Genomic DNA, 11,796 nt, shown 5'->3' with positions numbered 1-11,796 from the left:
GTTACCTTATTTTTAGTATTTCTCTGAAAACCCTTTCCATTTCACTCTTATCTGCTTTTCCTCCAGCCAGGTTTTTGGATCTTTCCTCATTTTCAAGAATTGTTTTTTCCAGAAATCCGAAGAGTTCCCAATCGTTCGGATGGTAATAGGATTCTCCTTTTGTCGCTTTTAAAGAAACAAGATTTTCTATTTTTCTTCGGGTGTGATCGTCAGTGAGAACCAGCAGATTACTGAACAGAACCGGAGGAACCGTTCCTCTTTCTATGATCCATTTTCCTGTAAGCGCAGTTCTCAGACAGTAAAAATAGCTTTTCAGTTTTACTTCATCACTTCTGCACGCTTCCAGATACTTTTTGCTCATGCTCAGGTAATGATAGGAAACCGCTATCGGAGAAAAACAGGCATCGGCCAAAGGTCTGAATAATTCTACAAACTTTCTGTTCTCTTTATACACGATCGGAGAATAAAACCAGCTCAGTAAAGCCGCATTCGACTTCAACAGCAGATGAAATGTCTTTCTGAGGTCCCAGCCGGAACCATCCAGATCATCTTCGGTCATAAATTCTATAGTTTCATCTTTATCCCATGGTGAAAGGTACCAATCTTTTTCATGACGGTAGATAAAGCGGATGTCATAATCGCTGTCCGGAGAGGCAAAACCCCAGGCCCTGCTTCCTGATTCTACAGCCAGAAGTACTTCCACACTGCGTTCTTTCTCTATTTCTTTTATTTTTTCTAGTATTTTAGGTGTCATTATTTTTAATTTTATGGCAAAGTAAAGAGGAGAGTGCGTAGTCTTTTTGCGCAGGCGGAAAATGATAGATAATAGGTAATAGGTAATAGGTAATAGGTAATAGGTGCAGGCAGCCGGTCTATAAAATCTTATCATTTAAATCTTAATGTCTATTATCTATCCATCTATCATCTCTTCGTCTATTATCTTTTCTCTTTTTTCTTTTTTTTCAAAACAAAAGCTCATCATATTTACCCCAAAACCTCCCCAATTTCACTAATATTGCACTTTCACGAATAAATCCAACTTTATACTTATGTTAGCCACCGAACTTCAGCATAAAATAGACTTCAAAACAAAACCATTAGGAGCATTGGGACATCTGGAATCTCTTGCTCATAAAATAGGAATGGTTCAGAAAACTATTTCACCTCAGCTTTTACATCCGCACATGGTTGTTTTTGCTGCGGATCACGGCATTGCTTCGGCAGGAGTGAGTGCCTATCCGCAGGAAGTAACGTATCAGATGGTGATGAATTTTCTGAGCGGCGGGGCTGCTATCAATGTATTTTGCCGACACCAGGGAATAGAGATCAAGATTGTGGATGCCGGAGTGAATTTCGATTTTCCGGAAGGGCTTGAACTGATCGATAAAAAGGTAAGAAAATCCAGCCGTAATATGCTTGAAGAGCCAGCTATGACAAAAGAAGAATATCTCCAGGCTCTGGAAAACGGAAGAGCCGTGGTATTGGAAATTGCTGAAACGGGCTGTAATATCATTGGTTTCGGAGAAATGGGAATAGGGAATACTTCTGCATCTTCATTGATGATGAGCAGGCTTTTTGATCTTCCCGCAGCGGATTGTATAGGAAGAGGAACCGGGCTTGATGATGAACAGCTTCAACGTAAAATCAATATTTTATCCGAAGTTTTACAGCAATATGCTCATATTCAAACGGCTGATGAGGTGGCACAGACTTTTGGCGGACTTGAAATTGTACAGATGATGGGAGCTGTGGAAGAAGCCTTTCAACAGAATATGCTTATCATGGTGGACGGCTTTATCGCCAGTATGGCTGTAGCAGCAGTCTCGAAAAAGAATCCTGAGATCCTGAAAAACTGTATCTTCTGTCATGTCGGCGATGAAAATGCCCATCAGAAGCTTCTTGAACTTTTGGAGCAGAAGGCACTGTTAAATCTTAACCTGCGCCTGGGAGAAGGAACAGGCTGTGCACTGGCTTATCCATTGATACAAAGTGCTGTGAATTTTCTGAATGAAATGTCAAGTTTTGAAGATGCTCATGTTTCAAATAAAGAATAAATGAAAGCGGTAAAAAACGAACTGATCTATTTTGCAACGGCCCTGATGTTCTTTACGAGAATTCCGGTTCCGTTCAAGATTCCGTATTCCGGGGAAATTATGAACCAGTCGCAGAAATATTTTGCCTGGGTAGGGCTGCTGGTCGGGCTTATCAATGCTGTTGTCCTCTATCTTTCCTATCATATTTTTAACCTGGATATTGCCATTGTCCTGATGATGATTTCCAGTGTTCTGCTTACCGGAGCTTTCCATGAAGACGGTTTTACGGATGTCTGTGACAGTTTCGGAGGCGGCTACGGAAAAGAAAAGATCCTCACCATTATGAAAGACAGCAGGGTAGGAGCTTATGGGGCAGTAGGAATTATACTGTTATTTTCTCTGAAGTTTTTTAGTATCAAAGCATTGGGAAACATGGATCTGATCCCGACATTCAGCATTATTGTTCTTGCTCATACGGCCAGCCGCTTTATTTCAGGAACGATGATCTATACCCACCAATATGTGACGGATATTGATGTCAGCAAATCAAAACCGTTGGCCAACAGGCCTTTGAATGGAATATCTTTATTGGTGAGCTTTTTCAGTGTATTAGTGGCTTTTGCCCTGATTCCGGATCCCCGTCTGATTGTGGCATTCGTATTGGCATATATTGGAAAAATCTGTATGGGCTGGTATTTTAAGAAACACATCGGCGGTTATACAGGAGACTGCCTTGGATCTGTACAGCAAGTGAGCGAAGTTTTGTTTTACCTTGGAACAATGATTGTATGGAAATTCATCTGATCCGCCATACCGCAGTAGAAAATCCGTCGAACTTATGTTATGGATTTGCAGAAATGCCTTTAAAGGAAAACTATATTGAAGATTTTAAGAATCTGAAGCTGGAGCGAAACTTTGACAGGGTGATTTCAAGTCCTTCCCAGCGGTGTACCCTTTTAGCAGAGTATCTTCAGATGAATTATACCACAGATGAAAGACTGCGCGAAATGAATTTCGGAACCTGGGAAATGAAACCGTGGACAGAAATTCCGGAAGAAGAGATCAATCCCTGGTATGAAGATTTTATTCACGTAAAAGCTTCACAAGGTGAAAATCTTCTGGAAATGCAGTCCCGTGTTATCAATTTCTGGAATGAACTTGCCGCTGTTGAAGATAGAGATAAGATCCTTTTGATAACCCATGCAGGCGTAATACGGCTCATCCTGCAGGTAATTCTTCTGTTCCCGTTAGATAATATGTTTAAATTGCAGATCGGCTACGGAAAGAGAACCGTTATTGAGGTGAAAGACGGATACTTTTCTGTAAAAGGACTGAATTTGTAGGAGTAAAACAGTCAGGAAAATTTGTAAGAATTTAAGCCTGTAATTAATAAAAATAAAGGGTATTACTTATTGCTCATTATTTCATTACTTATAATTTATACCGTCAGCAGAAAAAAAGAGGCTGTTCAATATATGACAACCTCTTTTCAACAATTTTAAATTTTAACTACCTTTGTTTAAGCAGTAATCTGTTTGGGTTCCTTTGGTTTTTCCCCTTCTTTTTTATCAAATCTCTCTGATATTTTCTTTACAATATATTCTATAGCAATCGGAGCTATAATAGCAATCAGGGCTTTAAATATTCTTGATTTCATAGTGTTATTTTATAGGTAAGTAAATACAATTTCTAAGCCATTTTTTATTTTCCCTGAGATCGGCTTTGTAGGGCAGGGCTTTTATTGGGCTTAATGGTTTCTCACAGATTACCCCAGATGACACAGATCTTAATCCATATTTTATTCGCTCGCTTATTGTGCAGATGGCGTATTTGCTGTAGAAATTTAGGCTAAAGCCAAAGGATTGGGTTTTTATTATTTAGGCGGACTAAAGTCCACCTCTATTGAATATATTCTACAGCTTTTTTCTCTCGCAAATTTTGCAGATTCTTTTGACACAGACTTTTTATGGAGATGAGCACACCGAAAATCTTTGATTTTCTTGCGCCTTAAAAACATCATGATAGTTTAAAAACCTTGCGAAAATCCCAAAAAATAAACCTTACAAATCCTTAAAAGGAACTATAAGGTTTAATAGTAAGGTCAATCCGCTGAGAAAATAATTGCAGATTCAAAGCTTATCCGTTTTAATCCGGAATATCCAGATTTTTATAATTTCCATATCCGGCTTTAAACTTTTCCTCCATTCTCAACCTCAGCTTCCGGGGTTTATGAACAATCAGAGATTCTCCGAAACCCAGCAGCAGTCTTTCCAGCTCAAAGTTAATCTGAACACAAATTTTAAATAATGTGCCCTCTTCTGTTTCGCTGATGATTTCCTGACTCTTGTGCAGAGGCTTGGTCTTTATATAAGGAGAATTGGAAGAGTCGACGAAGAAAATGACGTTTTTAGGAGCCATACCTTCAGAAACCGTCACTCCTACAATATCTTTAAAATATTCATCACCGTCCAGATCTTTATCAATATAAGGCAGATCTTCTTCCGGGGTTATTTTTTCCATTCTGTCCAAAGCAAGGTTATATATTTTGCCTTTATGGATGCAGATGAGGAACCATCGGTTGTTAAACTCTTTCAATAACTGCGGATGTACAAGGTAACTGCTGGATTCCTTTGCTGTGAAACTGCGGTACAGAATATTTAAAACTTTTTTATTGGCAATGCTTTCGTAAAGAATATCAATATGTTCCAGACCTTTCAGCTGTTCATTTTTATCAAGATGGATAATGGATTTCTGGCTGGTGGAATGAATCGAATCTTCCAGTTTCTGAATCACCCCGTTCATCTCTTTGAACATTGAAAAATCTTTGAACTGCTTCAGGATCTGTATGGCATTGTTCATGGCTTTCAGATCACTTTCGTTCACTGAAATATTATGAATACTGTACTCAGGATCGCTGTAACGGTAATATTTCCTTTCATATACCTCAATTGGCGCTTCATATCCGAATTTCTCACTGCGCATATTCTGAAGGTCGAGCTGAACAGTACGTCTGCTTACATAAGATTCTTTCCCCTCAAACTCAAAAAGGGCTTCGGAACATTCGTCGATAAGATCTTCCAGAGTGTATTTCCGGTACTTGTTTTTTAAACATTTATCCAGCGTTTTATAGCGGATCAGTGCGTTTTTATTGGATGACATGGTTGTACGTTTTTAAAAGGGTGAGTGAGAATTTATCTTATCATTACTTCTCTTTCAGGGCTTCTCCTTCAAAGACAATTCCGTCCCATCCATATTCCATAAAGTTTCTGATGTTCTGGTGGTCCGTTCCTTCGGGATTTTTTAAAACATCCTCTTTGTAGAATTCTGCAAAAAGTGGAAGAGTTTGTTCTTTGGATAGTTTCTGAAGTTTTGCAAAACTGAAAACTTTGCACGAACTGTTGTTCTGTCCGGCCTCATTCATTGTGTTTCCGTTTTTAAATGCAGTAGGAGTAAAATCATAATGCTCGTCAATATAAGCGATAACTTCTTTGAACTGAATAGACTCTGGGTTGTTTTTTACTATTTCTGATAACATGCATATTTTTTTTCAAAAATAATTAAATTTTTTCATCTGCGCACAATTATTGCGTACTTGTGTTGTTACTTTGCATCATCAAAATGACCTTGTAGCTTAAAAGGAAAAGCCTACGGAAAAATTTACGTATTCGTAGAGTTTGAGGATATTCCGGTTAGACCTGCGCGGACTAATGGGTAGAGTTTACAGATGCACCGAAATTTTCAGAAAAGTAGGGAAGCGTATTTACAGCCTCAATGCCAATCGGGAATGTGAGTTCGAATCTCACCAGGGTTACATAGAAATGAATAACAATAAATTGTAGCAGCTTTGCCTGAATAGGATAATAAAACCAAAAATGAAGACAGATAAGGCTCTGAAAAATTAAAAACCAAATAAAATGAATACAATTACAGGAAACGAACTGATTGAATTAGGGTATAGACCAGCAAAATGGTTTAAAGAGGCCATTGCTTATATCAATGAAAATAATCTGGATGAAACCCAGACCAAACAATATCTGGAACAGTTTAAGCAGCCAGACCTGATTCCGCTTCATGATGCACCGAAAGATTTTGTGATCAATATCAGAGCAGAACATGAAAGTGAGAACGATAATGTAGAGAAAGTCATCAAAACCATGAACGTCCTGATGAAAACGCCTACATTAACGGCAGGAGCTATTATGCCGGATGCCTGTCCTACAGGACCTGAAGGTCAGATCCCGGTAGGAGGAGTGGTTGTCGCTAAAAACGCGATTCATCCCGGATTCCATAGCGCGGACATCTGTTGTTCTGTAATGCTTACGGATTTTGGTAAAGCTGATCCTAAAGAAGTGCTGGATGCCGCGCATTCCGTGACGCATTTCGGATATGGAGGAAGACCGAGAGGAGAGCAGATGCCAATGTCTCAGGAACTGATGGATGCTTTCAGAGAAAATGAGTTCTTGAATGATGAAAAACTGATTAGTATCGCCCGTTCTCATATGGGAACACAGGGAGACGGAAATCATTTTCTGTTCGTCGGAATTTCTAAAAATACAGGAAATACGATGTTGGTTACCCATCACGGTTCCAGGGCTCCGGGGGCTGCATTATATGATAAAGGAATGAAGGTGGCCAACCGTTTCAGACTGGAAATTTCTCCTGAAACACTAAGAGAAAACGCATGGATTCCTTACGATACCGAAGAAGGTAAGGAATATTGGGAAGCCCTGCAGCTAATCAGAAAATGGACGAAAGAAAACCATACTTCCATTCATGATGCGGTTTTGAACAAACTGGAAACTGAGACAGAAAACAGATATTGGAACGAGCATAATTTCGTTTTCAGGGATGGAGATCTGTTTTATCATGCTAAAGGAGCCACTCCGCTGGATGATAAATTTATGCCGGATATTACAGGACCAAGACTGATTCCGCTGAATATGGCAGAACCGGTACTGATTGTTCAGGGAAAAACCAATGAAAGAAACCTTGGATTTGCCCCGCATGGAGCCGGAAGAAACTTTAGCAGAAGCCAGCATAAAAGATCTCTTGCCCATAAGACAACGGAAGAAATTTTCGAAGAAGAAACCAAAGGACTTGATATCCGTTTCTTCTCCAATGAAATTGATATTTCCGAGCTGCCAAGTGCCTATAAAAGTGCTAAAAATGTAAGAGCACAGATCGAGGAATACGAATTGTGTGAAGTACTGGATGAGGTGATGCCATACGGATGTATCATGGCTGGCGATGTTGGTAAAAATGCACCTTGGAAGAATAAAAAGAAATATAGAAAAGCATAAGCTTGTAGATCTGATTGTAAGTCAGTAAATAATATTACCATGTGAACCTTATGGATCCTTTTAAGGGTTTGTAAGGTTTATTTTTGTTAGATTTTCTCAATGTTTTTAAACTATCATGATGTTTTTAAGGCGCGAGAAAATCAAAGATTTTCAGCAGATCTGAATGAAAATGTTTATCTAGGATTATGCAGATTTTATGAAGATCTGGAGATATTAAATCACATTTTTTAACGTCCGCTTCATCGAATCAACGGAGTTGATTCTGCTCTTTGCTCCCTAAAATCAACAGTATTAATAATAAAGCCTTTGCGATATTTTTTATTCCCCTAATGCCCTAATAAAATAATTCGTGTATCCGTGGCAATGAAATTTTTCATACTTTAGTAAAAATAAGTTTAAAAAACTTTATGCATATAAGTTCACTTAAGCTTTAAAAAAAGCTACGGTTTTTATTAATGTTGAAAATAGATCTGCATAATCTGCGAGACAAAAAAACATCAAAGAGTTTTTAATTAAAAATTTTCATGCTACTCTGTAGAATTTATTCAATACAGCTGGACTTTAGTCCGCCTAATCCATAAAAATATGTGCCATCTGGGGCAATCTGTGGGAAACTATTTATTCCCACAAAAATCAACGCTATGAAATTTTATCGGAGATAAAATCGCTCTTATGTCCATGTAGAATGTAAAAATAATCTTGCGTCCTGGCTCAAATCCAACAAACTAGATCAATCAACGTTAAAAATCATCAGATAAAATCATAAACTCCGTTTTTCCAGCCCAGCACTTTGGAAGAGTCTGCTTTAAGCCAGTTTTTCAGAATGGTAGCATACACTTTTCTGAAATCTTCTGTATAAATCAGATCACCCTGATTCAGCTTTTGAAGATCGGGGAGAGCATTTAAAAGTCCTTTTTTCTTAAGCCCGCCGCTGATAAAAAACATCTGATTGGCGGTTCCGTGATCGGTTCCGTTGCTGGCATTCTGGGCTACACGGCGGCCGAATTCCGAGAAGGTCATCAGAAGAATATCGTTAAAAAGTCCGTTACTTTTCATATCGGCTACAAAAGATTTTACAGCTTCATTGATGTCGATGAACAGCTTTTTTTGTCTTTCATTCTGGTTAACATGGGTATCGAAACTTCCTACAGAAAGGTAATATACCTGGGTGTTGATATCAGATTTGATCAGAGAAGCTACAGTCCGGAAATCTTTTCCTAACTGTGAACCAGGATAGATCTGATCCGTTTTTTTAGCTTTACTTTTTTCAAAAATATAGTCGGCGTTATTGATAGTGGAACCTAGTGTTTGATATAAATAAGAAACCGTTTCATCTTCATGATGGTGGTCATACAAAGCCTTGAAATATTTTTCCTGACTGGTCTGATAGAGCCTTTTGGGATCTTTGAACGCGAAAGCTTTGTTATTTTCGCCTTTCAGGGCCAGGCTCAGCATATCATCTACTTCCAGAGCCTGGGTAGGATGTTCACAGCGGTAACATTCTTCATCCAGAAAACGGCCTATCCATCCGGTTTCCAGAAACTCATCACTCCGGCTTGCGGAATGCCAGATGTCCATACTTCTGAAATGGGACTTATCAGGCTCAGGATAGCCAACATTATTCATTACAGAAAGTTCACCGTTATCAAAAAGTTCTTTAAAATAAGAAAGGGCGGGATTAATTCCCGTTTCATCATTCAGTGTCAGAGAATCTTTGATAGCGATGCTGTTTCTTTCCCTGAAATAAATATCATTTTTTATTGGAATAATAGTGTTCAAACCGTCATTACCGCCTGTGAACTGAAGGACGATCAGGATTTTCTGATTCTGTTCCAATGCACCGTCAAGTGTCATTGCTTTTAAAAAATCAGGCATCATCAGTGAAGCTGCGGCCAGTGAACTTATTTTGAGGAATTCTCTTCTTTTAATTAACATACTTCTTGATTTTGGTTATGAATACCTTACATTAACTGATATTCCGGTGTAGACATCAGGTTGATCACTGTCATTTTTATACTCTTATCTGAAAAATTCTTTACCGAAGCCATATCAAGAGTTCCTGAATTCTGAATCAGATAATCTTCACAATTTTTACCGGCAAAAGCCTTTTCTACACTACTCCAGTCAATCGTAATATTAGGATTTTTAAAGGTTTTATTTAAGGCTGTCTCACGGGATTTCATGCCCATGTCAATATCATCATCCTGTCTTGGACTGTATTCCAGAGGTCTTAATCCTGACCATATCTGGGGAATCTGCAACCGCAGCATAAGGGTAGAACTGTCTATCCATGATTTGCCATTCGGCCATCCGGATACATTGGGAGGGTAGAGCAGCATTTGCCCCAGAAGTTTCTGATAAATGATGAGGTTTTCCGGATTCTGGATATGCATTGGAAGCATCCGCATCATGCCGGCCATAAGCTCTATAGGAGATTTTATTCTGTTCCCGATATTCTTTTTATCATAAAACCACGAGCTTGAAAATATAGCATGCATGAGTTTTTTTATATCATAGCCGGAGTTATAGAAATCATTGCTCAGCGTGTCGATGATCTTATTGTCCGGATTTTCATTCACAAAGAACTTATAGATTTTAGTGGTAATAAAGCGGGCAGTTACCTTTTGCTCAAGAATGATGTTTAAAATGTCTGTACCCCTGAAATTTCCCGTTTTTCCTAAAAAAGTTTTGCTTCCTTCGTCATGAAGCTGCTTTCTTTCTTTAAATTGCCCTTCTTTATCAAATCCCCATCCCGTAAAGGCTCTGGCCCCTTCACGGATGTCCTGCTCGGTATAGTTTCCTCTGCCCATGGTAAAAAGTTCCATTACCTCGCGGGCAAAATTTTCATTGGGATGATCCTTTTTATTCTGCTGATTATTGAGAAAACTCAGCATGGCAGGAGAGCTGCTTACAACAAAAAGAAGATCTTTAAAGCTGCCCAGCGCATTTTTTCTGATTGTATTGAGAAGTTTCTTGTTAAATTTCGGATTATTTACTCTTGTGGCAAAATGTCCGTGCCAGAAAAAAGCCATCTTTTCACGCAGCTGCTCACGACTGTTGACCATTTTATCAAGAAAATTGAGGTTCAACTCGTTGTTCTGCTCCCTGTTGATGCGTTGTAAATCCTTTCTTTTTTCTTCAGGTAGGCGGTTGTCCATATTGGCTGTAAAATCAGGATCAGGCGTATCATAAATTACTTCTGTGAAAGTTTCTTCTTTGAAAAGTTCATCCGTGAGCGTCTTAATACTCTTATTCTTCATATCCTCAATCTGGTTGAGACCGGTTCCGAAGCCTGCGCGCCAGAGAAGATGTTTATGATTTAATAATGGATCAGCCATTTGAGAAAGTTTATGTTTTGATGTTTTTGAAGCAAAAAGGTTAAAATGATAACGGGCGAAAGTGGAGAGTAGTATTTTAGACAGGAAGATGGAAGAAGAAAGTTTTGAGAAGCCTGAAAAACTATGTAGATTAAAGTAGGTTTAAATACTTTATATATTTAACATAAATATCAAGGAATAGGTTCCCATCCTTTATCTTATTCTGTATACACAAAATGCTATGATCAATTTCTCATCATCAGGTTCAAAGAAATCATGATTGTGAAATAAACTTCCATCCTCCTTTTCCGGCATCCATTTCTCTTAAACAATCATTTAATTTTTAAAATAATTTAACACATTGAAATTCATTTAATTAAATTTTTTTTAAGTGTTAAAATAATGAGAAATACTTCCGTTGGCATGATTTTTACATCCTATTGCTTAGTAAAATTTAAAAAAATTAGAGTTATGAAAATGTTAAAACAAGCCATATTGTTAGCTGGAATTTTAACAGCAGGTATCGCAAGCGCGCAGGACTCAAAAATGAATAATATGATTAAAGTAGGAGCCAATGCTGGTTTAGCAGTTCCTGCAGATAATCTTTCCGCAGCTGCTGGTGTGGATGTATCCTACCAAAACCTTATTACTCCAGGATTCGGATTAGGTATTGCCACCGGATATACCCATTACTTTTCAAAAAATAACAACGGGTACGATAATAATGATGTTGGGGTAATTCCTGTGGGAGCTTTAGTAAGAATCTATCCTAAGCAGACTGGTTTCTATTTCGGAACAGATTTAGGGTACGGATTTCTGGTAGGCGATAAGAAAGTGGCTTCCAACAGTAGTGTTGACAGACCTGACGGAGGTTTTTATATCAAACCTGAGATCGGATATCACAACAGAGACTGGAATTTCTTTGTACAATACCAGAAGGTTTTTGTAGGAGATAAAGGCGATCTTGCCGGACAGGACTATAATGTGGGGAATATCGGAGTTGGCTTCGGATACAATATCCCATTAGGAAAGTAGTTAGATTTATATATAAACAATTATTAACCAAACCTTTTCATTTTTGTGAAAAGGTTTTTTTGTTCCATAGAGAATTTACGAAAACTATTATTATATTTGATAAAATTTGAA

General features: G+C 38.2%; 11 protein-coding genes. 5 read left to right on the top strand and 6 right to left on the bottom strand.

Translation table 11 applies throughout. From position 1 onward, the window contains the following. Position 1: 1 nt before the first annotated feature. Positions 2-754, bottom strand: a complete 753-nt coding sequence (locus FW768_RS08205; RefSeq protein ID WP_153394462.1) for a nucleotidyltransferase domain-containing protein — start codon at positions 752-754, stop codon at positions 2-4. A gap of 295 nt (positions 755-1,049) precedes the next feature. Here FW768_RS08205 and cobT point away from each other — a divergent pair, with 295 nt between their 5' ends. Genes cobT through cobC form a run of 3 tightly spaced genes read left to right on the top strand, consistent with a single transcriptional unit; the run spans position 1,050 to position 3,376 of the window. Continuing rightward, positions 1,050-2,054 (top strand): nicotinate-nucleotide--dimethylbenzimidazole phosphoribosyltransferase, encoded by a 1,005-nt coding sequence (gene cobT / locus FW768_RS08200; RefSeq protein WP_153394460.1) that lies wholly within the window; start codon positions 1,050-1,052, stop codon positions 2,052-2,054. Next, entirely contained in the window at positions 2,055-2,837 is a 783-nt protein-coding gene (locus FW768_RS08195; RefSeq protein WP_153394458.1) for an adenosylcobinamide-GDP ribazoletransferase, read from the top strand. It abuts the gene before it with no gap. Further along, positions 2,822-3,376, top strand: coding sequence for an alpha-ribazole phosphatase (gene cobC, locus FW768_RS08190; RefSeq protein WP_153394456.1), 555 nt, complete (start codon positions 2,822-2,824; stop codon positions 3,374-3,376). Before FW768_RS08195 ends, cobC begins: the two co-directional genes overlap by 16 nt. 176 nt (positions 3,377-3,552) lie before the next feature. Here cobC and FW768_RS23490 read toward each other — a convergent pair whose 3' ends face one another. From FW768_RS23490 to FW768_RS08180, 3 genes are all read right to left on the bottom strand, one after another. Next, a complete protein-coding gene (locus FW768_RS23490; protein WP_185151952.1) occupies positions 3,553-3,690 on the bottom strand; it encodes a hypothetical protein in 138 nt (45 codons plus the stop codon). A gap of 488 nt (positions 3,691-4,178) precedes the next feature. Continuing rightward, positions 4,179-5,192, bottom strand: coding sequence for a helix-turn-helix transcriptional regulator (locus tag FW768_RS08185; protein WP_153394454.1), 1,014 nt, complete (start codon positions 5,190-5,192; stop codon positions 4,179-4,181). 43 nt (positions 5,193-5,235) lie between these two features. After that, on the bottom strand, positions 5,236-5,568 hold the full coding sequence (locus FW768_RS08180) for a HopJ type III effector protein (protein ID WP_153394452.1): 333 nt from the start codon (positions 5,566-5,568) through the stop codon (positions 5,236-5,238). Between the two features lie 379 nt (positions 5,569-5,947). Here FW768_RS08180 and FW768_RS08175 point away from each other — a divergent pair, with 379 nt between their 5' ends. Continuing rightward, positions 5,948-7,333, top strand: a complete 1,386-nt coding sequence (locus FW768_RS08175; protein WP_153394450.1) for an RtcB family protein — start codon at positions 5,948-5,950, stop codon at positions 7,331-7,333. Between the two features lie 750 nt (positions 7,334-8,083). Here the strand turns inward: FW768_RS08175 and FW768_RS08170 are convergent. Both FW768_RS08170 and FW768_RS08165 read right to left on the bottom strand, forming a co-directional pair. Then, positions 8,084-9,268, bottom strand: coding sequence for a DUF1501 domain-containing protein (locus FW768_RS08170; RefSeq protein ID WP_153394448.1), 1,185 nt, complete (start codon positions 9,266-9,268; stop codon positions 8,084-8,086). Between the two features lie 26 nt (positions 9,269-9,294). Beyond that, a complete protein-coding gene (locus FW768_RS08165) occupies positions 9,295-10,671 on the bottom strand; it encodes a DUF1800 domain-containing protein (protein ID WP_153394446.1) in 1,377 nt (458 codons plus the stop codon). A gap of 450 nt (positions 10,672-11,121) precedes the next feature. On the opposite strand from FW768_RS08165, the gene FW768_RS08160 reads away from it, so the two are divergent. Then, a complete protein-coding gene (locus tag FW768_RS08160; protein ID WP_062696656.1) occupies positions 11,122-11,685 on the top strand; it encodes a hypothetical protein in 564 nt (187 codons plus the stop codon). The last annotated feature ends 111 nt before the right edge of the window (positions 11,686-11,796 follow it).

This window comes from Chryseobacterium vaccae (assembly GCF_009602705.1).
Taxonomy (GTDB): Bacteria; Bacteroidota; Bacteroidia; order Flavobacteriales; family Weeksellaceae; genus Chryseobacterium; species Chryseobacterium vaccae.
The sequence above is the reverse complement of the archived record's forward strand: the minus strand, read 5'-3'. Positions and strand labels throughout refer to the sequence as shown.

Bases quoted from the DNA above. Each gene is read 5' to 3' on its own strand.
- FW768_RS08195 (WP_153394458.1), top strand. From the start codon at position 2,055: ATGAAAGCGGTAAAAAACGAACTGATCTATTTTGCAACGGCCCTGATG.
- FW768_RS08165 (WP_153394446.1), bottom strand. From the start codon at position 10,671: ATGGCTGATCCATTATTAAATCATAAACATCTTCTCTGGCGCGCAGGC.
- cobT (WP_153394460.1), top strand. From the start codon at position 1,050: ATGTTAGCCACCGAACTTCAGCATAAAATAGACTTCAAAACAAAACCA.
- FW768_RS08160 (WP_062696656.1), top strand. From the start codon at position 11,122: ATGAAAATGTTAAAACAAGCCATATTGTTAGCTGGAATTTTAACAGCA.
- FW768_RS23490 (WP_185151952.1), bottom strand. From the start codon at position 3,690: ATGAAATCAAGAATATTTAAAGCCCTGATTGCTATTATAGCTCCGATT.
- FW768_RS08170 (WP_153394448.1), bottom strand. From the start codon at position 9,268: ATGTTAATTAAAAGAAGAGAATTCCTCAAAATAAGTTCACTGGCCGCA.
- FW768_RS08175 (WP_153394450.1), top strand. From the start codon at position 5,948: ATGAATACAATTACAGGAAACGAACTGATTGAATTAGGGTATAGACCA.
- FW768_RS08180 (WP_153394452.1), bottom strand. From the start codon at position 5,568: ATGTTATCAGAAATAGTAAAAAACAACCCAGAGTCTATTCAGTTCAAA.
- FW768_RS08185 (WP_153394454.1), bottom strand. From the start codon at position 5,192: ATGTCATCCAATAAAAACGCACTGATCCGCTATAAAACGCTGGATAAA.
- cobC (WP_153394456.1), top strand. From the start codon at position 2,822: ATGGAAATTCATCTGATCCGCCATACCGCAGTAGAAAATCCGTCGAAC.
- FW768_RS08205 (WP_153394462.1), bottom strand. From the start codon at position 754: ATGACACCTAAAATACTAGAAAAAATAAAAGAAATAGAGAAAGAACGC.